The sequence below is a fragment of the Paenibacillus sp. Soil750 genome, from assembly GCF_001428045.1.
GTDB lineage: Bacteria > Bacillota > Bacilli > Paenibacillales > NBRC-103111 > Paenibacillus_E > Paenibacillus_E allorhizoplanae.
Genome location: NZ_LMSD01000010.1, coordinates 59,846 through 80,808, shown reverse-complemented (window position 1 = coordinate 80,808; position 20,963 = coordinate 59,846). Strand labels below are relative to the sequence as shown.

24 protein-coding genes are annotated in these 20,963 nt (G+C 43.4%); 8 read left to right on the top strand and 16 right to left on the bottom strand.

The features are described from left to right. Positions 1–21: 21 nt before the first annotated feature. The 11 genes from ASL11_RS10790 to ASL11_RS10745 all read right to left on the bottom strand — a co-directional run bounded on the left by ASL11_RS10790 (position 22) and on the right by ASL11_RS10745 (position 7,834). Positions 22–387 (bottom strand): hypothetical protein, encoded by a 366-nt coding sequence (locus ASL11_RS10790; protein WP_056613353.1) that lies wholly within the window; start codon positions 385–387, stop codon positions 22–24. A 528-nt stretch (positions 388–915) separates the two neighbouring features. Next, a complete protein-coding gene (locus ASL11_RS10785) occupies positions 916–1,392 on the bottom strand; it encodes a hypothetical protein (RefSeq protein WP_056613351.1) in 477 nt (158 codons plus the stop codon). A gap of 14 nt (positions 1,393–1,406) precedes the next feature. Beyond that, positions 1,407–3,923 carry a phage tail protein gene (locus tag ASL11_RS10780; RefSeq protein WP_056613349.1) on the bottom strand — a complete coding sequence of 839 codons (2,517 nt, stop codon included), beginning with the start codon at positions 3,921–3,923 and terminating at the stop codon, positions 1,407–1,409. A 107-nt stretch (positions 3,924–4,030) separates the two neighbouring features. Then, positions 4,031–4,687 (bottom strand): hypothetical protein, encoded by a 657-nt coding sequence (locus tag ASL11_RS10775; RefSeq protein WP_157256883.1) that lies wholly within the window; start codon positions 4,685–4,687, stop codon positions 4,031–4,033. A 5-nt stretch (positions 4,688–4,692) separates the two neighbouring features. Continuing rightward, positions 4,693–5,343, bottom strand: coding sequence for an HK97 family phage prohead protease (locus tag ASL11_RS10770; protein ID WP_056613345.1), 651 nt, complete (start codon positions 5,341–5,343; stop codon positions 4,693–4,695). Positions 5,344–5,511: 168 nt separating this feature from the next. Beyond that, positions 5,512–5,679, bottom strand: coding sequence for a hypothetical protein (locus ASL11_RS36380; RefSeq protein WP_157256882.1), 168 nt, complete (start codon positions 5,677–5,679; stop codon positions 5,512–5,514). Between the two features lie 159 nt (positions 5,680–5,838). Continuing rightward, positions 5,839–6,177: a hypothetical protein gene (locus ASL11_RS10765; protein ID WP_056613344.1), complete on the bottom strand. Its 339-nt coding sequence runs from the start codon at positions 6,175–6,177 to the stop codon at positions 5,839–5,841. A 351-nt stretch (positions 6,178–6,528) separates the two neighbouring features. Beyond that, on the bottom strand, positions 6,529–6,939 hold the full coding sequence (locus ASL11_RS10760) for a hypothetical protein (RefSeq protein ID WP_056613343.1): 411 nt from the start codon (positions 6,937–6,939) through the stop codon (positions 6,529–6,531). Position 6,940: 1 nt separating this feature from the next. Beyond that, positions 6,941–7,144: an excisionase gene (locus ASL11_RS10755; protein ID WP_056613341.1), complete on the bottom strand. Its 204-nt coding sequence runs from the start codon at positions 7,142–7,144 to the stop codon at positions 6,941–6,943. A 106-nt stretch (positions 7,145–7,250) separates the two neighbouring features. Next, a complete protein-coding gene (locus ASL11_RS10750) occupies positions 7,251–7,523 on the bottom strand; it encodes a hypothetical protein (protein ID WP_056613339.1) in 273 nt (90 codons plus the stop codon). A gap of 80 nt (positions 7,524–7,603) precedes the next feature. After that, positions 7,604–7,834, bottom strand: coding sequence for a helix-turn-helix transcriptional regulator (locus ASL11_RS10745; protein WP_056613336.1), 231 nt, complete (start codon positions 7,832–7,834; stop codon positions 7,604–7,606). 149 nt (positions 7,835–7,983) lie between these two features. Between ASL11_RS10745 and ASL11_RS35390 the strand changes: the two genes are divergently transcribed. Next, positions 7,984–8,790: a helix-turn-helix domain-containing protein gene (locus tag ASL11_RS35390; protein ID WP_063795544.1), complete on the top strand. Its 807-nt coding sequence runs from the start codon at positions 7,984–7,986 to the stop codon at positions 8,788–8,790. A 63-nt stretch (positions 8,791–8,853) separates the two neighbouring features. Further along, a complete protein-coding gene (locus ASL11_RS10735) occupies positions 8,854–9,987 on the top strand; it encodes a site-specific integrase (RefSeq protein WP_056613334.1) in 1,134 nt (377 codons plus the stop codon). A gap of 53 nt (positions 9,988–10,040) precedes the next feature. Here the strand turns inward: ASL11_RS10735 and ASL11_RS10730 are convergent, their stop codons facing one another. Continuing rightward, a complete protein-coding gene (locus ASL11_RS10730; protein WP_235550447.1) occupies positions 10,041–10,403 on the bottom strand; it encodes an O-methyltransferase in 363 nt (120 codons plus the stop codon). Positions 10,404–10,691: 288 nt separating this feature from the next. Here ASL11_RS10730 and ASL11_RS10725 point away from each other — a divergent pair, with 288 nt between their 5' ends. Beyond that, entirely contained in the window at positions 10,692–11,951 is a 1,260-nt protein-coding gene (locus ASL11_RS10725; protein WP_056613331.1) for a methyl-accepting chemotaxis protein, read from the top strand. 58 nt (positions 11,952–12,009) lie between these two features. Here ASL11_RS10725 and ASL11_RS10720 read toward each other — a convergent pair whose 3' ends face one another. After that, positions 12,010–13,827, bottom strand: a complete 1,818-nt coding sequence (locus ASL11_RS10720) for a M3 family oligoendopeptidase (protein WP_235550446.1) — start codon at positions 13,825–13,827, stop codon at positions 12,010–12,012. Between the two features lie 147 nt (positions 13,828–13,974). On the opposite strand from ASL11_RS10720, the gene ASL11_RS35730 reads away from it, so the two are divergent. The 3 genes from ASL11_RS35730 to ASL11_RS10715 are packed head-to-tail and all read left to right on the top strand — an operon-like array spanning position 13,975 to position 15,525. Further along, positions 13,975–14,139, top strand: coding sequence for a YycC family protein (locus tag ASL11_RS35730; protein WP_068668182.1), 165 nt, complete (start codon positions 13,975–13,977; stop codon positions 14,137–14,139). A gap of 3 nt (positions 14,140–14,142) precedes the next feature. Further along, positions 14,143–14,388 carry a hypothetical protein gene (locus ASL11_RS37420; protein ID WP_082595376.1) on the top strand — a complete coding sequence of 82 codons (246 nt, stop codon included), beginning with the start codon at positions 14,143–14,145 and terminating at the stop codon, positions 14,386–14,388. Between the two features lie 27 nt (positions 14,389–14,415). Continuing rightward, positions 14,416–15,525: a diguanylate cyclase gene (locus tag ASL11_RS10715; protein WP_056613329.1), complete on the top strand. Its 1,110-nt coding sequence runs from the start codon at positions 14,416–14,418 to the stop codon at positions 15,523–15,525. Between the two features lie 66 nt (positions 15,526–15,591). Here ASL11_RS10715 and ASL11_RS10710 read toward each other — a convergent pair whose 3' ends face one another. The 3 genes from ASL11_RS10710 to ASL11_RS10700 are packed head-to-tail and all read right to left on the bottom strand — an operon-like array spanning position 15,592 to position 16,983. Then, entirely contained in the window at positions 15,592–16,293 is a 702-nt protein-coding gene (locus ASL11_RS10710) for a DUF2225 domain-containing protein (protein ID WP_056613327.1), read from the bottom strand. 48 nt (positions 16,294–16,341) lie between these two features. Continuing rightward, positions 16,342–16,734, bottom strand: a complete 393-nt coding sequence (locus ASL11_RS10705) for a globin domain-containing protein (protein WP_056613325.1) — start codon at positions 16,732–16,734, stop codon at positions 16,342–16,344. A gap of 24 nt (positions 16,735–16,758) precedes the next feature. Then, entirely contained in the window at positions 16,759–16,983 is a 225-nt protein-coding gene (locus ASL11_RS10700; protein WP_056613324.1) for a hypothetical protein, read from the bottom strand. 84 nt (positions 16,984–17,067) lie between these two features. On the opposite strand from ASL11_RS10700, the gene ylbJ reads away from it, so the two are divergent. Continuing rightward, positions 17,068–18,306 (top strand): sporulation integral membrane protein YlbJ, encoded by a 1,239-nt coding sequence (gene ylbJ / locus ASL11_RS10695; RefSeq protein ID WP_056613322.1) that lies wholly within the window; start codon positions 17,068–17,070, stop codon positions 18,304–18,306. Between the two features lies 1 nt (position 18,307). Further along, the gene (glgP, locus tag ASL11_RS10690; RefSeq protein WP_235550445.1) at positions 18,308–20,902 is read left to right on the top strand and encodes an alpha-glucan family phosphorylase; all 2,595 of its coding nucleotides are present in this window, start codon (positions 18,308–18,310) and stop codon (positions 20,900–20,902) included. The last annotated feature ends 61 nt before the right edge of the window (positions 20,903–20,963 follow it).

Here is a 20,963-nt window from a genome sequence, read left to right as displayed (position 1 = left end):
TATACCCCTTCCCCATTTCATTTATTCTTTTAGTAGACTGGGAATGATCAACTTTTCAAATTCGATTTCTGACTTTACGTGAACAACAACATTCATCATTAGTTCGTATGCGGTCATGTTGTGAAGCTTATTGCTCAGTTGTTTGACTAGATCCTCGGCGTCATGAAGTTCATCCAGTTTTCCTAAGTAACATGGAGCAAGGGAAGTCTCCAAGTAAACATTTGCTTTGTCTGTAGATCTGACTTTAGCAAAGAGAAGATGCGGCGTTGGTGTAGTGTTTTCAACATACATCGCATGTTCGAGTCCTGTTAGAAATCCGTGATAACTTATTTCTTGCTCTCCTTGTTCGTCTTCGTAGCGAACCAAAATAGTTACAGGATCACCCATTGCATTCACGCTTCGCTAATGTGGCCAATCGGTACCAGGAGCCTCGAACCTTAACGTAGGCTTGTCCTCGAAATATCATGCCTGATTTGAACATACACACCGCACCTTCCGCTTTCGTATTTTTCGACTTACCGAATATTTTGTTCGACTTTTTAGGGGCTCTCTTTTCTCTGTTTATGAATGCCCTTTTAGGCTGAAAGCCCCGTACAGACATTTTTTCGTTTATGTGGCTGTAACTATGCGAAAAGACCTTACAATGCCATATAGTCGGCTATATGGGCGTATACTGATGCCCAGGGGGGCAAGCAAACGTGGCTCCCGTGGAATTTTTGGGGAGGGGACTCTCGCGGAAGCCATTTGTATTTTTTGAATGTGGACACGCGGTCTTAGCCCAAATCTATCTCAAAATTTGACCCGGGGGGTATTGGGCTAAAATCGAATTGTTTCAATTTTTTGCACAATTAAAACAATAGTGTTACTAGGCCCCCTCACGTTCGTTCGATGTGAAGGGAGCCATTTTTCTTTGACTTATAAATTTAATGCTGTTTTGTAATCATTTTTAATAATCCGTACTTTCCAGTGAGCCGAGTACACGGTCGATTCCGCATCATATTTCATATTAAGAGTTAACACAACGGGAACTACCTTCACTTCTGTCGGAGCGATATAGTGGATTTTCTTTTGTATGTTTTCAATCAAGTAGATATATACTTCTCCTTCTGGTGTATATCTCGCCATCTCCCCTACTCCACTCTGCTTTTGAACACTGGCATAATTGCTGCGTTGTTCTTCCCTAGTCGTATCAAGGAAGTCACGAAATCCATCATAATCATTCATGTTGCTACTTCGGATATATTCATACTCCGTGTATAAGGCCATCTGGTCAACATCCGCGAGCATATCCCAAAACTCATCGATCGTTCCTTTATAAAGAGCAAAGATAAAATTTTGCACTGTCTGTTTGTGCTGAGGTGTTGCTTTAACCTGAAGAAAATCCAGTTCCATTTTCCTTACTCCTTTTACGCAAAAAAGTTTGAAGCTGCAGTAATCATTGATCCACCAATACGGCTATTTTCTTTATTCAGATAAGGCACAATAACGCGAGCAATAGCAGTGCCATCAATACTCAGATTAATGTCACCTGAGTTGCTTTTACTGTTGCCACCGCCCATCTGCATGGCTGTGAGGACAGCTGTTCCAATTGCAGAAGCCATTCTGTCTATCATATCAGTGTCCGCGCCGCCAGCAGCAGGGTTGTACTTCTTAGGAACGACCGCTTCGCCTTCGTGGATCATTGCAAGGCCGCTTGATTGCACGTAGTTTGTGCCTACGTCGAGGCTTGGAAGTTGTGCCATTTTCGGGAGGCTAAGACCAAATTTACCTCCGCCCATCCATGCGGGTAGATCAAATTTTATACCGTTAAGTCCATCAATAACGGCATTGATTGCATTTACTATTAAATCCAACGGGGTTTTCACGATAGCGTAAAGCGACTTGAACACTCCTTCGAAGATGTCCTTAACGCCGTTCCACGCCTTTTCCCAATCGCTAGTAAACACGCCAGTAATGAATGTCATAACTCCAATAAATGCGGTTTTCAGTCCGTCTATAATCTTACCAATGCTTTCAAAAACGGTAATTAATGTTGTTTTTAAACCTCCGCCAACGAACTTAACCAAGGGTTCCAGGACGTTTTGCCAAAGGTAAACAATCACGTCTGTTAAATCAGAGAATACTTGCTTTAATGTTTTGCCCAGATATTCACCTAACGGCTGTAAGACATTTTTCCAAAGCCATTCAAAAACCGCTGACAATGCTTCGACAGTCGGGCCTAAAACATCCTTAAAAAAGTTACCTAATGGAATCATTACGTTTTGCCAAAATGACTTTGCTACCTCAGAAAGACCACTGAAAGCTTTACCTAGTAAATCTCCTAGAACGCCACTCACAGGAACAATGACGTCGCTCCAAAACCACAATAGGAAGTCGCCCAAAGGAATCATAACCTTCTTCCAAAACCATTCAGCAGCCACCTTCAGACCTTCCCAGGCGGCGACGAATACCGTTCCTAGCCATTTTCCAAGCGGAACTAGTACATCGTTCCATAGCCACACTGCCGTATCAGCAATCGCTTTTAAAATTCCGTCAACGACACCTTTAAATTTTTCATTTGTTCGGTAAAAGTAGATGAATGCGCCAATCAATGCAGCTACGCCAATTGCTATCAAAGTAATAGGCCAACTTATGGCAGCCCACGTAGTGACGATAGAAACTTTTAAGATGTTGAATGCCGTTGCTATTCCACCAATAATTGCACTCCAATTTGTAGCTAGAAGAAACGTAGCGAAACCAAATGCAATGCTGCCCAGCGCCGAAACGATAACGTCTTTGTGTTCTTTGATGAAAGAACTAAGACCGCTAAAAATTTCCCTTATTTTGTTTGCTGCCGCTTGTACTCCCGTCGAAATGGTGTCTAATACAGATCCTTCACCAGCGCCAGTTGGCATATTTGCTCCTGCTCCCGCTGATGCTGCATCTTCGCCGCTGCCTGAATCTGATATATTGTTAATCTCATCAAATCCCGCAAGCGCCCCTTTAGCCGCTTTCCCGGCATCTTTGTAGGCATCACCAAGGCTACCTACAGCACCCGCCTGAGAATCAATAGCCGCCGTTTGTGCTTCGCCAGCTTTGATGTTGGATTTAGGAAATAGCGTCCGCATAAATCCTGCTACACTCTTAAATGCGGTCTCCGCTGCCCTGGCTAATTGTGTTAGCAGAGGTAACACAATGTTAAGGATTGGAAGGAATGCTTGACCTAGTGCAAGTTTTGCGTCACTCAGGGCAGACACAAACCCTCCTTTTAGTAACGCAGTATTATTTGCTATCTCAGTACCAAAGTTAGATGTCGTTGAATCTAAAATATGATGATAGAGGATTGTTTTTTTCATCTGCTCGCTCAGTTGTTCCCACGGTGCATTATTTGCCAGTTCTTTATAGGCTTTAGACTGTTGAATTGCTGCCACACGAACGTTTACGCCGAGCTCATCTGCACCGTCAGCTTCTTGGTTCATCGCAGAACGCATACGGTCGGAAATTTCAATTGAGGACATTCCCGTTTTGCTTCTGATTACTGCTGCCGCTTTTATTAAAGCAGTTGTTTTGTCAAATAGGTCTTTTTCGTCTTTAGCGATGGATTTCAATCGCAATGAGTAGTTGTTTCCCATCTCTGCAACTTGTAATTTTGAAAACCCTAAAGCATCACCGACAGTGTTTTGCCACTTCACGAAGTCGTCAGCACTTTTGCCGAGTGTCTTGCTAAGTGTACCCATCAACGCCTCGAACTTGATAGCATCCTCGATCCCAGACTTCAGGCTCATTCCAACAGCAATTCCGCCTAAGGCTGCTGTAATTCCTGCGACAGCGCTTCTCATATGGTTTTTGAACTTCTTCATATCATCGTTCGCCCGTTGCATTTCTCGGCGCATTTGAGAAAAATCGGCCCCGGCCCTAATAACTAAATTTCTGATTACACTCATCTCGCATTTACCTCCCTTTTTATAAAAACGGGGTAGGCTCGTCCCACATTAAGAGCCCGATTCTACCCCGTTATTTACCCTTCTTCTAGACCTGTCCCCACTTGCCTTTATTGCCCAAAACCCGCGCAACGGTTTCTGATGAAAATCTCCAGGCGGTTGAACTCATACTGTGTTAACACGGATTTCAGAAGTCCGAGTGCCAAGTCGGCCATCTCTTGATCAAGTGGGTTTCGCCCCGTGATCATATTCTGAAAGGTTGGGATGCCACCAGTTGGAATACCTAACGCTTCCTGATCCGCTACGTTCAAATCATTCTTGTAAGAGTTGATGCGGAGCTTGTGTTCAATAATTTCCTCGCGGAAAGCTTTGATTTTTTCGAATCCATCCAGAGTGGTCTTTTTCTGTCTATGCAAATCATTCATAATGGCGGCTGCCTTGCTTTCCAAGTCCTTAATTTCGTTCTTGCGTTCCTTGATAACGTTAATTTTTAAACTCTGGACTTTGCTACCGTTGCCAGTGGATAAGAGGTTCAAAACTTCCTCGTTTTGGCGAATGCGTTTGAAAGTTTCATCACGCTGCGCATAGAGTTTTTCGAAATGGGAATCCGAGGCCCCGTCTTGGACTGCTTGTACAAACCGTTCGGCGAAAGTGTTCGATACGTTCTGATCCTCCGCAATGGCTGCACGAATCTTATCAATGCGCGGCTGCAACATGCCGTTTTCCTCAGTAATGGATTTCTCTAGTTTCTCAATTATTTTTGTCATGTTCATTACATCTCCTCGATTCGTTTTATTAATTCATCTACCTTTTTACCAAAATCCATGCGCGCAATCAGTTGCTGTCGGCGCTTCTCCTCTGGTGTCATTATCATCGGTACGCCAATGGACGTATCCTTGTACGCGGGCCTTGACGTAATGGTAACGTCGTAAATTTTCTTGAACTTGTGAATAGTACGTGTATGAGTGCTGTGGTCATTCGAATCTTTCTCGACTGCAAACATGAAACTCATACCTGACATAAATCCATCTCGGATTCTCAAATACAAATTCCTATTGTCTGGTGTCGGCTCAAGTCGCGCACGAACAAATAATCCTTTGTTATCCACTTTTAGTTCCAATGTGTTGTTAACGGTACTTGCCAGCGCTTCCCCTTCGTGATTCTGGTTCAGAACAACATCGGACATGTCAGCACCATTGAATGCGTGGGAATCGATAACCTCTTTATGGTCAACGCCGCTGCGTGTGTAAATTACGGTCGGAGAGTTAAACACGGCTGCATATCCCTCGATCCATAACTCATCTGAGTTGTTACCGCTGCGCGTGCTTACCTTCGTGTACGCCCTTAGTTCGCTTATTCTATGCCGCCCGTTTTTAGCGGTGAGTCGGCCGCCATTTCGTATGTCGAGTGCATTTTTACTCAACTTTTTTCATCTCCTCTCTGATTAATGTAAACCCCGTTATCGTTGCTTAAAATCGCCTATATTTGCATAGGGTGGCCCTTAGGAAATGACCCCTGGGAAAATTTTAGTACCATTTGACAGGAGGGGCTCGGCTCGTTGGTGGGGCCCGCATCACTTGAATAGAGATGCTCAATAATTAGGTGGTATATAGCGATTTGTTTCAACCGAGTCGGATAGCACGATCTTTAGCCTTTTGATAATCGATGCCGATCCGTCCAACTTTTCCAACTCGATTAGTGCATCTTTACAGACTGCCAATAGTGTTGATTGTGCTAATGCTGCTGTACGTACATTCATCTTTCTATCACCTCCATAAGTTTCTTTTTAGTTGGTTTAACCAAACCTTTTCTAGGAGCCCTATAACCTCGGCTTTGTTTTAAGGCGTCAACATGACCGCTGCAATACTTTCTCACGGTGGTTTTATCGCAGTTCGGATAACTGCATGAGACTCTGATGTTACGTGTCATCGATCTGATCAACCCCCAGATGAAGATGTTCAGCAAGCTTCTCAAAAGCTTTAAGCCTTATCTTGTAGTAGCTCGCAGCGCTAATTCCCATAGCCCTGTAAACCTCAGGGTCAGTCGTATCCATCGCTTCATTGTTGAAATAACGCGAGTTTATAAGTGTCTGCTCCTGACTAGTGAGCTGACAAACGGCAAGTTCTACTGATTCAGCAATACTCCTAAACTCTTGTATCCGTTGATCATCATCAGGAGAACGCTCATCGAAGGCGATTTTTAAAATAGCAGCATCCATTAGAGTCTTTTTGACTTGCTTAAACCGTGCATTTTCCATATTGAGCAGTTACCCATCACCCTGTTTTCTTTATGAGGCCGCTTTGAGCAAGGTCACGCAGTATCAGACTAATGTCGCGGAATTGAAATCTTTTGTAGAGAATGACCACGGTAAACCTCCCTATAAATGCGGTACCTAGTATGGCTATATATAAAGGACACGTACTTTTACAGTACAAAAGCGTTTTTTATAAAACCCATCAAAATCGTCCCCCAACCCCTTGATACTACTGAGTTTTTTGCATTTTCCGTTGTACTGTATAAATACAGTAGTAAAATCTTTAACAGAGCCTAAAACTGTCGTTTTGTACTGTAAAAGTACATGTTATTCTGCTGTATAAATACAGTAGCCTTACAGTTCTTCTTTGGTTGAAGGAACACGTTTTTTTCGCACTTGGACATCAAGTTTGCTTGTTCCAAAGAACTTCCACTGCTCACTAAACCCGTAGATATTTGGCTCACGCTTTGTCCAATTTTGTTGGAGCAGTTTAATAAAGCCATACTCAATTAACTGATCGATGCACTTAGTAAATGTGCGGTCATTCATTATTTTCAGTGCTTCTTTGTAAGTGAAGGAAATATCATTTTGATTGCTTCCCGTATACTTCGCCTTCATCTCCATGTAAAGCATGCGAGAATGTGCTGTTAGCTCCTTCCACGCTTTCGAATCCATCATATCCAGAGTTATTCGAATATGTCGGTTGTCTGCTGATGTAGATTTCTCAAACAGCTTAAACCCGTAATCTTTCTTTTTACGTGCCATCTCACCTCACCAACCCGCCGCAATTGCGCTGCTTACTATCCAACCATGCGAAAAAGCTGTCACGGTAAACTAACTTTCGTCCGTTAATCTCTAGCAAAGGGAATCCTGTTTCCCTAAATAGTTCATATGTAGTTGATTTGGCAACTCCTAGTATTTGGGTCACATGTTTTGCCTGAAGCACAACAGGATAATCGTTTATTTCCATCGGTTTCTCACCTCCTGTTATTGGTATAAGGAGTCAAACTACCTTCAAAGGTTGTCCGACTTCATTTCACCGTACAGCTGCGACAATATTAGAAAATAATGATGAATTAGTTCGACTGTTGGAATGACCTTCGCGCTTGTTCTCGCTTTGCTACACGCTGTTCATCTGTAAGCTTTGTTTCCATTACAAATCGGATCTGATTTCCATTCAGTCTCCATTTAGCTGCTGAAACTCGATCACCATCTTTCTCTTCCCAAAACGGCTGCGCAATCTTTCGAAGCTTTGTCATGTGCTTAGGGACACAACTGTAAACGATCCAATTATTATCGATATAGTCATACACGCATGTTGTTTCTTTTTCTTCCGCTGAATACTGCATTCAATTCGCTCACCTTCCGCATTCCGCCGTTGTATTGCGGTGCATTTTAAATATTCTTTAAATGTTAATTACTCCGGCGTTTACTTTGCTGTTTGAAGAGATTTGACGATTTCAAAAACTTCTTCCCATTTACAATCCAGAGCATCACAAATGCGCTTTGCAGTTTTTGGCGATGGTGACCTATCCCCATTGACGACTTGAATGGTCATTGGCTGAGAAAGTTGAATTTCCTTGCTAAACTCGGTTTTGTTAAACCCCTTCATAACGATGAGCTGATTCAGATAATCCATGTCTTTAACCTTAATCTTCATGTCCTCACACCTCTCATAAAATTGCTGTTAGCAATATTGCTTATGGCTATATTACAACAATATATTCCTTTAAGCAATACACTAGAAATAAAAATATTTCTTTTAGCTATATTACATTGTATAATCGTCCATATAAGGGGGTTAACATAATGGATGCACATAACTTTGGGAAATATTTAAAGGAGCAAAGAAAGATCAGAGGATTAACTTTAGTTGCTTTAGGAAAAGCAACAGATTTATCACAACCATATTTATCTCAGATAGAAAATGGAAAAAAAGGTACCCCATCACCTGAGATACTTAAAAAACTAGAGGGTCCCTTAGGAATTAGTTATGAAGAGTTAATGTTTAAAGCAGGCTATTGGAGAGATAGTTATTCTAAAGAAGATAAGGATCTATTTGAGGAAATTCACAATGAAGAATGGGACTTGAATAACAAAATCAGCAAATTACTTAAATCAATAGCAGATGATGACGGTCATTTCCCTGACTATCTCCATAAAGATATTTTCAAAATATTTGTAGGTTGGCTAATTCTTAATGATGGTAATAGACCCTCCCATGATTACGACAGGTGGTACTTTGCGAATTACATAAATAATGAACCTGAGGACGATATTTCAAAAGAAGAATTAGAGTTAGTCAAGGACGCTGATTTTGATAGAATTTACAACTACACCACCTTAAAAAACGCGATAATTGCCTATGAAGGTTACAAAAAAACTCGTGAGGATTTTCTAAATGAACTAATAGAACTGATGAATAATCATGGATTAACTGTCAGTTATAAAGAGCAGGAAAAAACAATAGGTCATCCGCTTTATATAGATCTTTCTGAGATACTTGACTCAACAAGCCTTACCTCGATTCACTATAAAGGGAGAGCACTAACAAAGAATGAACGATATCAAATCATTGGAATGTTAGACGTGTTGTTCCCGGACCGAAAAGAGTGATAAATACTATAATCGAGTTTTTAATGCAATATGAAAAACGGATAAGGGAGTTGTAAATAAAACATGAAAGGCTCATTTCGTAAGCGCGGCTGTAAATGTGAAGATAAATGTAAATGTGGCGCTACTTGGTCATTCTCGTTAGATGTTGGTACTGATCCGAAAACAGGCAAAAGAAAACAGAGGACAGTCAGTGGATTTAAGACTAAGAAGGAAGCCGAGAGAGCGTGCGCGGAGCTTGCTACCCAAGTAAACAAGGGAGAATATATTAAGCCCCATAAAGAGACAGTCGGAGCGTTTATTATAGATTTTGTTGAACAGACGCTTAAAAGCCAAGTTGCGCCTAATACTTACGCAGCTCGGCTCTCTTTTGTTCACAATCACATCATTCCTAACATTGGACATATCCCACTAATGAAAGTCACGCCTATGGATATCCAGAAGTTCTATAACGATCTTGCAAAAACATGCTCAGTTGGACATATCAATAATATCGCTAACCTTGTGACAAAATCATTTAGACAAGCCTATGAATGGGGAATAATTCCGAAGAATGTAGCAGCACTTGTTAAAAAGCCAACTATGCAGCGTAAGAATACAACAATGAAAGTATGGACAGTAGAACAACAGAAGCAATTCTTGGATTATACAAAGCTCGAGTCCCCGTTTTATTATTGTATGTTTCTTCTATCAATGACTTCTGGTATGAGGATCGGGGAGGTTCTTGCCCTCAACTGGAATGATGTTGATTTGAAAAACAATATGATTTCAGTGCGGCGTACTATGGTATTCGCTAATAAGAAAATCTACATTAAGGATTCGCCAAAGACAGAAGGTTCGGTTCGTAGCATTACAATTGCGGAGAATACCATTAAGGTATTGAGACAGTTTAAGATTAAACAATTGCCAAATGAATTAAACTTAGTCTTTCCAAGTCCAAAGACGAATCACATACTTTACCACAATTCCGTTTCAAAAGGATTCAACAAGATGATCACGGGTTCTGGTGTACCAAAAATAACGCTTCACGGGTTGAGACATACATTCGCGACTACATTACTTGAGCTTGATGTCAATGCTAAAGTTGTACAAGAAATGCTCGGACACTCCACAATTAAAACTACAATGGACACCTATTCCCACGTACTTCCTAATATGCAAAAAAGCGCTGCTGACCACATCAACGCGGCCTTGTTCTAGGTACCAACGTGGTCAATCCGTGGTCAAACACCCCAACAAACACAAATAAACCCTTATAAATAAAGGGATTGTACAGATAGCATATAGTTGCTCTCAAACATGATGCTAATTGAAATGACATTCTTTCTTACCGTAAAGTCAAACATAATTTCCCCATGCGTCCAGCTCTTCTTACGCTTAAGTGACTCGATTGCCATTTGACGAAACGTTTGGAATTGTATTTCTGTTAACCCTACGTTAGACGGAGCAGGCAATACACCCTCTGAGCTTTCAAACGGCAAATGTTTAATACCAAATTTGCCAATCTCATTGTTGCGAATATGAACAAACACTGTGCCTGAGTTCACATGAGAAAGCTCATCTTTAATCTTACGAAATACCACATCGATTTGTCTCGCGAGTGTAAACTGTTCCAATTTTATAATACTCCTCCTTAAATTACGTTTATTTACTAATTATGTTAATTATGCGACTGTAGACCTATTATACCCAGACAATTTACATAATTCAACAGTTTATTTCCAATATTTGAAAATTCACTATATTTTTTGTATTCACTTAAGGTAATTCCCAAATTTCTTGTAAATACCGAACGATTGGTGTCGAAAAACTGTAGAATGTTTCCAAGTTCGGTGATATAATTTTCAAATATACCTTTTATTTTTCTCCATAAGTATACAAATTTTGCAGAGGAGTCGATCGGATTGGAACAAATCTCATCCTTATCGTTTAGAAAGAAACTACAACTTGGTTGTTTTGCACTAATTGGTTTGAATTCGATCTTCATGTTAATTGTAACTTTCGCCTCAGACTGGAACCGCTTACTTGGCATTATTTTCCTAGTCATTATCCTAGCCGGAAGCCTTCCCTTCATCCGTTGGTTTGAAGCACAACTTACAGAGCCAATCGCCGATATCTCTCGCATTGCTCTTAATATTTCCAAAGGTGACTTTTCTCAAAAGGTAGCAATCACGACTGACGATTCACTTGGTCAACTCGGCCAATCTTTTAACAAAATGATTGACAAGCTCCGCGATATTTTACGCGATACAGGATCTATTTCGAAGCAGGTTTTCCAGACAAGCCGTGATATCTATGTGAAGAATGAAAGCTTTCGTACTGTTCTTGAGCAAGTGAGTATTTCGGCCCATGAGCTGGCTGCTGGTGCGGGACAAATCTCCGAGGAGATTTCTGGCGTATCCATCACTTCCAAAGATATTGAAGTGAAAATCGTCAATTATGCTGGATCTGCCCAAGAAATGAAGCACCGTTCGGATCTAATGATGACCCTCGTAGAAAAAGGACGCACATCGGTTGAAAGCCAAGGCGTCGGCATGAAACGAAATGTAGAAGTAACTAGACAGGTTTCAGATACGATTGATATGCTTGCTCGCCAAGCCGCTGGTATTACGAGTGTTACGCGCTCCATTTCCGAGATTGCTGAGCAAACGAACCTATTGTCCCTCAACGCATCCATTGAAGCTGCTAGAGCTGGTGAACATGGCCGAGGCTTCGCTGTCGTAGCACAAGAAGTACGTAAGCTTGCTGAAGAATCCACTTCCCTCACACGTGAAGTATTCGGCTTCGTTAAGAGCATTGAGCAAGGCATTCAAGATGCGATTCGCAGCATCCAAGTCAATGAAGATGTCGTTAAGAAACAAACGGTCTTAATCGATCAAACCGAAATTGTATTCGCTGAGATTGTTGGCAGCGTCGGCTTCATTTCAGAGGAAATTACACGCTTCGCAGAAGAAAGTGAAAGCATGCTTCAAAGCTCTGGACAAATCGCAGCAGCGATGGAAAATATTTCAGCCATCACAGAAGAGTCCGCGGCGGGGACGCAAGAAGTGTCTGCTTCCATGAATGAGCAAATTTCAACTGTACAGGGCATCGTAACGCAAGCGGAAGAAATGACGCGGGTTGTGACCCAGTTGCAGCAAACCATTCAAATCTTTAAGCTTTAATACATAAAAGAACAGCCCCTCAGAGACCTTCTCCGAGGGGCTGTTTATTTGTTAAAACCTACACACGTACCTTCGATTCAGTTAGCTCCATGAACTGCTTCACATCTTGTGCTGCCATGTCAACAGCACTTTGCCAGAAATCTGGCTCAGTGAGATCCACGCCTAAGTGCTTCTGCGCTAGTTCCTCTACGTTCATGCTTCCGGTATCTCGAAGCAAGGAAATGTACTTGTCTTCGAAAGTTGCGCCTTCCTGCACAGCTCTTGCATAAATACCAGCACTGAACATGTACCCGAACGTATATGGGAAATTGTAGAATGGAACGTCTGTCGCATAGAAGTGCAGCTTAGCTGCCCAGAAATGCGGATGGTAGCTGCTCAAGGCATCCTTGTAAGCAAGCTTCTGCGCATCGACCATGAGCTCATTAAGGCGCTCTACACTTACTAAGCCTTGACTACGTTCAGCATAGAAGTTCGTTTCAAAAATAAACCGTGCATGAATGTTCATGAAGAAAGCGATAGCCCGCTGGATTTTATCCTCGAGCAACACAATACGCTCCTCATCAGTCGATGCACTCTTCACGACCGCATCTGCTACGATCATTTCAGCGAAAGTAGAAGCTGTTTCAGCTACATTCATCGCATATTCCTGCGCGAGCGCCGGCATATCCGTCATCACATGCTGGTGGTAACCATGCCCTAGCTCATGAGCGAGCGTAGAGACGTTATTCAGGGTTCCTCCGTACGTCATGAAGATACGTGTCTCACCTGCTAGCGGGAATGAAGTACAGAAGCCGCCAGGGCGTTTGCCAGGGCGATCCTCCGCTTCGATCCAGCGCTTCTCGAAAGCTTCCTCAGAGAAGGCAGCAAGCTTCGGACTAAAGCGTTTGAATTGATCAATAATCAGACTCGCACCCTCGTCGTAGGAAATCTTCTTGGATGAATCGCCAAGCGGCGCATCCACATCAACCCACGCCAACTTGTCAACGCCTAGGAGCTTCGCTTTTCGATTCAGATACTCCACGAAAAGTCCCTTATTGCGGTCAATAACGTCCCACATCACGTTCAAGGTCTTTTCTTCCATGCGGTTAATTGCAAGTGGTTCTTTATGTATGCTTTTCCAGCCTCTTGCCTTATAAACCTGAAGACGGAAGCCAGCCAAGTGATTTAATGCTTCTGCACAGTATTCTTCTTTATCCGTCCATGCTTGTTCCCATTTATCAAATAAGTCTAAACGTTCTTCACGATTCTCGGTATGCAGCTTATTAAAAGCTTGACCTGCGGATAGTTCTACCTGCTTCCCGTCAACTTCTACAGCCATGCTGAATTGACCTACGGTCGAATTGTACAAATCGCTCCACCCATGATAGCCGTCAACAGCCAAATCATTAATTAAAGCTTCTTGCTCTGGCGGGAGCTTCTCCTTCGCCAGTGCGCGACGTTCATCGAGCGAAAAGGCGATGGCTTGAAAAGGCTCTTGTTCTAACACGGCTGCCCATACCTGATCTGGCACCCCTGTCAGAATCTGATCAAAATGAGTAAGGGAAGATAAATGCTCAGCATATAAGCTTTTGACTTGTCCGCTTAACACAGGTGCTTTCTTATCCTTCTGATTGTCGGCTTGTAAACAGCCTACGAAAGAATCTGCCTCGTGAATATGCATCACATTATGCTGAAGCAATTCAATCAATTGTGCCAGCGACGAGGTATCCTCTACACTTTGCGGAGAAGCTGTACGACGTACTTGCTCTTGAAAAGATGCAATGGACTCCTGAAGTTTCTTCAGGTGTGCAGCGAATGCAGGAGAATCACTTCCTCCAGGGAAAAATGTTTCAAGATTCCATGTTTGATTAAGAGGTAATGTTAACAATGCGATCACCTTTCCTTTCCACTTTTAATTAAATCATATCCACCAGGCATTCGCCAACTATCCGCATCTTCCTCATTGCTTCTCTTCAAAAAGTATGATTCAATTATGTATAGTTCCTTCGGACTAAATCGGAACAGGATGGGTGATTTCTATAATATGAAACCGTTACAAATTTCTCCTGAAACAGCTGTTAAGTTAGCGGAGCAGCTTAAAGTACCTTTAGAACATCTCATGCATATGCCACAACATATTCTTCTTCAGAAATTAGCAGAGCTCGCGAAAAGCACATCGTCAGACACGAGCGAATCGGAATCGAAGTAGCCCTTGATACCTTTTGCTAACACCTGGCCTTACGACATCATCATGAAGGACATTTACGTGGCCCAATGTCCGTTCTGTCTAAGCTCAAATGTCTTGCTGCCGCTCAAAATTCATGAGCTCGAGTCCATACACGAGGGTAAAAAGAAACTGCTTGTCTTCCCTTGTTGTCATAACAAGTTGACGCTTGTGGATACAGATCGCGATTATTTACTAGCGGACACCGCGGTACGAAATAAACATAATTCGTAGTTCATCGCAAGGAGCAAACGAACCTTTATGAATGAGTACCTCATTCCTTTGACAAGCGCATGTACATTAGTGACTTTAAATTATTTAGCCTTGAAAGTTCATAGCAAGATGTTAATTGATTCACACGAACATCTATTCGCCTCCTTGCTAACAGGGTTAGCCAGCATCATCATGATGCTGGTTCCACTTCCTGAGACATTCGGCTTAATCGATCTACGCTCGTTACCCATCTTCATGGCCGGATTGCGATACGGATTACCTGTTGCCCTCTTCTCGACCATATTGCCTGCTGGTACTAGTATAATCTCACAAGAAAATCAAGCCTGGTTCATCATCGCACAAGACCTCATTGCCCCAGCCTTCATTAGCTCCTTTTTCCATAACAAAGAATACCGAAATGGCTTCTTGGACATACCTATTCGACTCGCTCTACAAATATGTGGTTTCGTTTTCATTATGCGTATACTTACCCACAGCTTTCTGGAACGCAGCTTATCTTGGTCATATACCCTTGATCAATTGTTCATGTTTGCCATTACGTCCGCCACCCTCTTCATGATCATCATTATGGTGAATGACGAGAACAACAATTGGCGACTGCAACGCAAGCTTGAAATGCAAGCGAATCAAGATGGTTTAACCAAGCTGCCCAACTTAAGAAGTTTTATGCCTATCGCTCAGAGTACATTACATAAGCGTAAAGTATCTATCATGATGATTGATCTCGATAATTTCAAGCTGTATAACGATCGATTCGGACATTTAGAAGGCGATCAATTACTCCAAGAAGTAAGTTCTGTTCTTCGTCATTTGATACATGAGCAAGATTACCTGGCAAGGTATGGGGGAGAAGAATTTATTCTGCTCTGTACGGAAACAGATCCTGCTCGAGTCCTTAACTACGGCCAAACCTTATGTACCTCCATTGCGGAATTATTTCTCTACAAAAAAAACGGCTTGGAAGCGGCTCCCATCTCTATTTCTATCGGAATCTCAACAGCTGAATCTCCACACATGGATCTTAAAACACTGATCTCGGAAGCCGATCACGCCCTCTATCAATCCAAGCATACTGGCAAAAACCGTCCCACACTATTCAAGCAGCCACAGGGAATCACACAAAAAATGAACGCTTAACCATCCGGTTAGATACCGTGTCATGGCTAGGCGTTCATTTTATTTTCTTGCCGATTTATTGTGCATTTACGTAGCTTGTTTCATCTCATCCGGCAGTTCTAAACGCATAGCAAGCATATCTTCTCGCGTTGTCACCCATTGTTCGCGACTAGCCCTAATCATCCCGGCATCCATAATCTTACGATCATTAATAATCCGTGAAAACCATTTAACCGCATCGGGAAAACGTTTTAATCGCCGGTTCAACTCGCCCATTAGATACATGAGCTTCGCGTTATTCAAATCCATACCTTCGGTTTCGAAGACATTCACGTACGCATCTAGTGCAAATGAGAGGAAACGTTCTTCTTGCTCCCAGTCGCCTTTAACCCGGTAAAGCCAAGCCAAATGATGCAATAATCCAGCAATCACGCGTGACTTCTCGTTTTTGATTTGCGCACTTAGAAGTGCTAGCTTAAAACACTGAAGGGAATCTTCCCACGTTCTCTCCCTGCAATAATCGCGCATCGACCAGTTCTGAGCTACTTTTTCATGAAATACAGCTCGTTCTCCCGGAGTCCATTTATCCGAGAAGTTCTCTGTATGTGCGTACCCGCAGAAAGGACAGATACGTACAACGTAGTAATCAGGATTAACATCCTTATAGTGAAGGCAGAAATCTGAATCAGATTTACTTGCTTTCTTAAAGCTAGGTCGAACCTTCTTCGACTTAAACGTATTAGTACAGTAGGTGCATGTCACTGATATCTCATATAAGGGTTCGACCACTTGAACTCCCGCCTTTTTCCCTAATTAATATTGTTTAGGAAGAATGGACTAGTCTTCCTCAGGTGTGTTGATGAAATGATAGGCAGAACCTCTAAGCCGTTCTATGAGAAAATCCTGTAAATCATCCGGCATGCCTATGTCAGCCATCGCTTCCGTCATACAAGCTAACCATGCATCCGCACGCTCTCTTGTAATCGGAAAAGGCATATGCCTAGCTCGCATCATCGGATGACCGTGGCGATCGGAGTACAAGGTTGGGCCACCGAAAAATTGGGTTAGAAACAACGTCTGTTTCTCTATAACTGGGTCTATGTTAGCAGGAAAAAGCGGCGAAAGTAACGGGTGCTGCTGTACTTTCGGATAGAAGGCCTCTACCAAACGACTTACCGTCTCCGCCCCCCCCATTAACTCAAATATGGTTCTGTTTTTGCTCTCTGACATACCAAGAAACCTCGCAATTCGTATTCAATAGTTCTCTAAATCCTCGTCCCCTGCGCGCATGAGCGTTTCTCGAATGACAAACACGAACATGCAGACTACCAATCCGGCAATGACACCTGTCATTTGAATCACTCCCGCTGTATAGGATTTAAGTTTTACTAGTTCTATTTTACCATAAAAACAAGGACTGAACAGTCCCATGAACCAAAATAAACGACCATACAGTCCTACTTGGACATAGGTGCTCATCTACCTACTATTTCATGAAATTCGGGACGGCATGTATGTCCAAGCTTATTCATATAGTTGAATAAGAGGAGGTATCTACCGTCTATGCCGAAACAAAACTTCACCCCAGCCTTGCTTATGTCATTCGTTATTATAGGCATCATTGTATGCTTGGTTCTATTCCCGCATGACGGTTTTCAAGCCGCTTTACGCGGCGTTTCCATTTGGTGGGACGTGCTCTTCCCAGCCCTGTTCCCCTTCTTCGTTATTTCCGAAATTATGCTTGGCTTCGGGATCGTTCATTTCTTCGGTACACTGCTTGATCCGATGATGCGTCCCGTCTTCCGTATCCCTGGGATTGGCGGATTCGTAATGGCAATGGGTTTTGCCGCTGGATATCCCGTAGCGGCTAAGTTAACTGCTCAGCTCTGGGAACAAAAGCTGGTTAACCGGGAAGAAGGCGAACGGCTTGTTGCCTTTACAACGAGCTCGGATCCAATATTTCTAATCGGAGCTGTGTCGATTGGCTTTTTCCATGACGCCACATTAGCTTTTATTTTGGCCATTGCCCACTATGGAGGCTCGTTCATGATTGGCCTCATCATGCGTTTTCACGGCCGGAAAGCCTTACCTACTCCTGGGCAGCCTAGGGAGAGTGGCCCTATATGGAAACAAGCCTTCGAGACCATGCATAACGCGAGAATACGAGATGGAAGATCTTTAGGTATTTTGTTAAGCGAATCCATTCTCCACTCTCTCCGATTAATGTTCGTTGTAGGTGGACTTGTTGTCTTCTTCTCTGTCGTTCTAGAGGTGCTTACCTCTGCCCAGGTTATGAATGTGTTCTATTGGTTGATTACATCCCTCTTATCCATTACAGGATTACCTCACGAGCTCTCACAAGCCGTCATGAATGGGTTATTCGAAGTCACACTCGGCGCAAAAGCTGCAGGAAGTGCCCCCGCTTCGATGGCCCTTTCCAGTAAAGTCGCGATTGGCGCCTTCATCCTCTCCTGGGCCGGCATGTCCGTGCATGCTCAAATTGTCAGCTTATTAAGTCATACCAACATGCGCTATCTTCCGTTCCTTTTCGCCCGCCTCCTTCATGGCATTCTCTCTGCTGCTATTGTTCTCCTGATTTGGGAGCCTATGCAGCGATTTCGAAGTCCCCAGGCTGTATTCTTGCCGCACTATGAGGCGAATTCACCCGTTTTGAGCTATCTAAAGCTTATTTTCCCGATAAGTGCGATGGTCTTTGTTGGTGCTTTTGCTGTCATCATGAGTCTCTTCCTCGCATATTCCTTACTTAGACTGGTGTATGAAAAGGTTGGTGGAACAAGATAATATGGGTAACTATGATGATGTTTATAAAGGGAGAGAATATTCAGATATGATAGCAGCCGACCCCCAAGAGGCGAGAGGTTTACCGCAGGCAATTGAGCGACTTCGCGAGCTAGCTTTTAATTTATGGTTCAGTTGGAATCATGATGCGCTGCAGCTTTTTGAAAGCATGGACTCTGGCCGTTGGAAAGCCCTCGGTCACAATCCCGTTCGATTACTTCACGAGCTTGAAGCTCCCCAGCTTGAAGCATTAAGCCAGAACACTGATTTTGTCGAGCGTTATCGCCAAGTCATGCTAAGATTTGATACGTATATGAATGAACCCGGTTGGTATTCAAATAACTATGCCGCTGAAGCTGGTGTGCAAATTGCTTATTTCTCTGCTGAGTTTGGTTTTCATGAATCGCTTCCGATTTATTCAGGCGGGCTCGGCATTCTTGCCGGTGATCATATCAAATCTTCCAGTGACCTTGGATTACCGCTTGCAGGCGTGGGCTTACTCTATAAAAAAGGATATTTCACGCAGAAGATTGATGCTAGCGGCAGTCAGCAGAGTGAATTATTTCCCTATGATTTTGAGCGATTACCGATTCGTCCGGTACTTCAGAATGGCCAGCAGCTCACGGTCTCACTTGATATCTCTGGTCGCACGATCACCGTCTTGGTTTGGGCTGCTAAAGTAGGACGCAACTTGGTCTTTTTGCTGGATACTGACCACGAAGCCAATAATGACACAGATAAAGAGTTGACCGCGCAGCTGTATGGCGGCAATCAAGATATGCGGATCGCCCAGGAAATGGTGCTGGGAATCGGTGGTGTCAAAGTACTCCGTGCACTCGGTATTTACCCGAATGTGTACCACATTAATGAAGGTCACGCGGCTTTCCTGACGTTAGAACGGTTGAAGGAACTGCTTCACTTGGGCCTCCCTTTTCATGTTGCGGTAGAGACCGTGCGCTCTGCCACCGTGTTCACGACCCATACGCCTGTTCCTGCAGGTCATGATACGTTCTCCGTCGGGATGGTGGAACACTATCTCAGTCACCTTTTCAGCGAGCTGCCTAAGCATAAACAAAGCATTATTTCATTAGGGCTTGATCATAAGTCCGGTCAATTCAATATGACACACCTGGCGATGAATACAGCGGGACTGCGCAATGGCGTCAGCAAGCTGCATGGGCAGGTTTCACGCGAAATGTTCAAGGAATTCCATGGTCATATCGATGCCAGTGAGGTGCCGATCAGTTCTATCACGAACGGTGTTCACTTAGATACGTGGACCGCCCCTGCTTGGAAGGAACTCTTCGATCGATTCCTCCCTGGCACATGGCGAGCAGAGCAGTCTAACGAGCATCAATGGGCACAAATCGAGGTTATTCCCGATGAATCCATTTGGAAGGTCCATCAGCATTTGAAAGAAGATTTAGTACGTTATGCTCGCAATAGTCTGATGGAGCAACGTAAACGTAACGGGGAATCCGAAGAACGGATTGAAGAGGTTCGACACTATTTAAATCCTAAAGCCCTTACAATTGGGTTCGCCAGACGCTTCGCTACCTACAAACGGGCCAATCTAATTTTCAATGATTTGTATCGCCTCAAGAAATTAATCAATAATCCTGAGAGACCCGTGCAATTTATATTTGCGGGTAAAGCCCACCCTGCTGATTACCCTGGCCAAGATCTCATCCGAGAAATTTACCGCATCTCTCAGTTAAAAGAGTTTCTCGGTAAAGTCGTTATTCTTGAGAATTATGATATCAACATGGCTCGCTATCTCGTTCAAGGTGTCGACGTATGGCTAAACAACCCTCGCAGACCCCTAGAGGCTAGCGGAACCAGCGGCCAGAAAGCTGCCATGAACGGCGTTCTGAATTTCAGCGTGCTGGACGGCTGGTGGGAGGAAGGCTACAACGGTATGAATGGTTGGGCTATCGGATCCGCGGGAGCCGCGGACTGGGCTGCACAGGAGAAAGAAAATACGAAAGCAATTTATCACCTTTTGGAGAATGAGATTATCCCTCTTTACTACAATCAGGGTGAGATTCCTCATCAATGGATTGGACGTATGAAGCGGTCCGTTCAATCGCTCAGTCCCGTCTATAACACGCACCGAATGGTGCAGGACTACACGAATCTTTCGTATGTACCAACAGCCAAACGTGCTCGTCTTTTTGTCGCAGACAATTATGATGTGGCTACCAAAGTTGCCGATTACAAGCAGTTCATTCGCAGCAATTGGCATCAAGTAAGAATCATGAATATTGATGATCATGCCGACAAATCGACTTCTGACGTCCCTTTAGATGAGATTCCCCCATCAACGAAAGAGATCACGGCGCAAATCCATTTCGGCCCTATTTGGCCGCAGGATACGGCAGTAGAAGTCATTTATTATGCAGAAAATGGCGAAACGTGGGAGCAGAGAATCATCCTCATGGCTCCTATTGGGGAACTTATTGAGCAATCTCAGCGCTTCCAAGCTACCATTCCATCCCATCTTGTTCATGGGCCTCACTTCTCGATTCGTGTGCGTCCGATCTCATCCAACTTTGCGCATTCGTTTGAACTCTCCCTCGTTACGAGCACCTTGTCTTAATAATGAGAAAACTTCTATCGAAGCCATTCAATGATGAGCGACCGCGTTTAGAGGTAAGTTT

Bases quoted from the DNA above. Each gene is read 5' to 3' on its own strand.
- ASL11_RS10790 (WP_056613353.1), bottom strand. From the start codon at position 387: ATGGGTGATCCTGTAACTATTTTGGTTCGCTACGAAGACGAACAAGGA.
- ASL11_RS10785 (WP_056613351.1), bottom strand. From the start codon at position 1,392: ATGGAACTGGATTTTCTTCAGGTTAAAGCAACACCTCAGCACAAACAG.
- ASL11_RS10780 (WP_056613349.1), bottom strand. From the start codon at position 3,923: ATGAGTGTAATCAGAAATTTAGTTATTAGGGCCGGGGCCGATTTTTCT.
- ASL11_RS10775 (WP_157256883.1), bottom strand. From the start codon at position 4,687: ATGACAAAAATAATTGAGAAACTAGAGAAATCCATTACTGAGGAAAAC.
- ASL11_RS36380 (WP_157256882.1), bottom strand. From the start codon at position 5,679: ATGAATGTACGTACAGCAGCATTAGCACAATCAACACTATTGGCAGTC.
- ASL11_RS10765 (WP_056613344.1), bottom strand. From the start codon at position 6,177: ATGGAAAATGCACGGTTTAAGCAAGTCAAAAAGACTCTAATGGATGCT.
- ASL11_RS10760 (WP_056613343.1), bottom strand. From the start codon at position 6,939: ATGGCACGTAAAAAGAAAGATTACGGGTTTAAGCTGTTTGAGAAATCT.
- ASL11_RS10755 (WP_056613341.1), bottom strand. From the start codon at position 7,144: ATGGAAATAAACGATTATCCTGTTGTGCTTCAGGCAAAACATGTGACC.
- ASL11_RS10750 (WP_056613339.1), bottom strand. From the start codon at position 7,523: ATGCAGTATTCAGCGGAAGAAAAAGAAACAACATGCGTGTATGACTAT.
- ASL11_RS10745 (WP_056613336.1), bottom strand. From the start codon at position 7,834: ATGAAGATTAAGGTTAAAGACATGGATTATCTGAATCAGCTCATCGTT.
- ASL11_RS35390 (WP_063795544.1), top strand. From the start codon at position 7,984: ATGGATGCACATAACTTTGGGAAATATTTAAAGGAGCAAAGAAAGATC.
- ASL11_RS10735 (WP_056613334.1), top strand. From the start codon at position 8,854: ATGAAAGGCTCATTTCGTAAGCGCGGCTGTAAATGTGAAGATAAATGT.
- ASL11_RS35730 (WP_068668182.1), top strand. From the start codon at position 13,975: ATGAAACCGTTACAAATTTCTCCTGAAACAGCTGTTAAGTTAGCGGAG.
- ASL11_RS10715 (WP_056613329.1), top strand. From the start codon at position 14,416: ATGAATGAGTACCTCATTCCTTTGACAAGCGCATGTACATTAGTGACT.
- ASL11_RS10705 (WP_056613325.1), bottom strand. From the start codon at position 16,734: ATGTCAGAGAGCAAAAACAGAACCATATTTGAGTTAATGGGGGGGGCG.
- ASL11_RS10700 (WP_056613324.1), bottom strand. From the start codon at position 16,983: ATGAGCACCTATGTCCAAGTAGGACTGTATGGTCGTTTATTTTGGTTC.
- ylbJ (WP_056613322.1), top strand. From the start codon at position 17,068: ATGCCGAAACAAAACTTCACCCCAGCCTTGCTTATGTCATTCGTTATT.
- glgP (WP_235550445.1), top strand. From the start codon at position 18,308: ATGGGTAACTATGATGATGTTTATAAAGGGAGAGAATATTCAGATATG.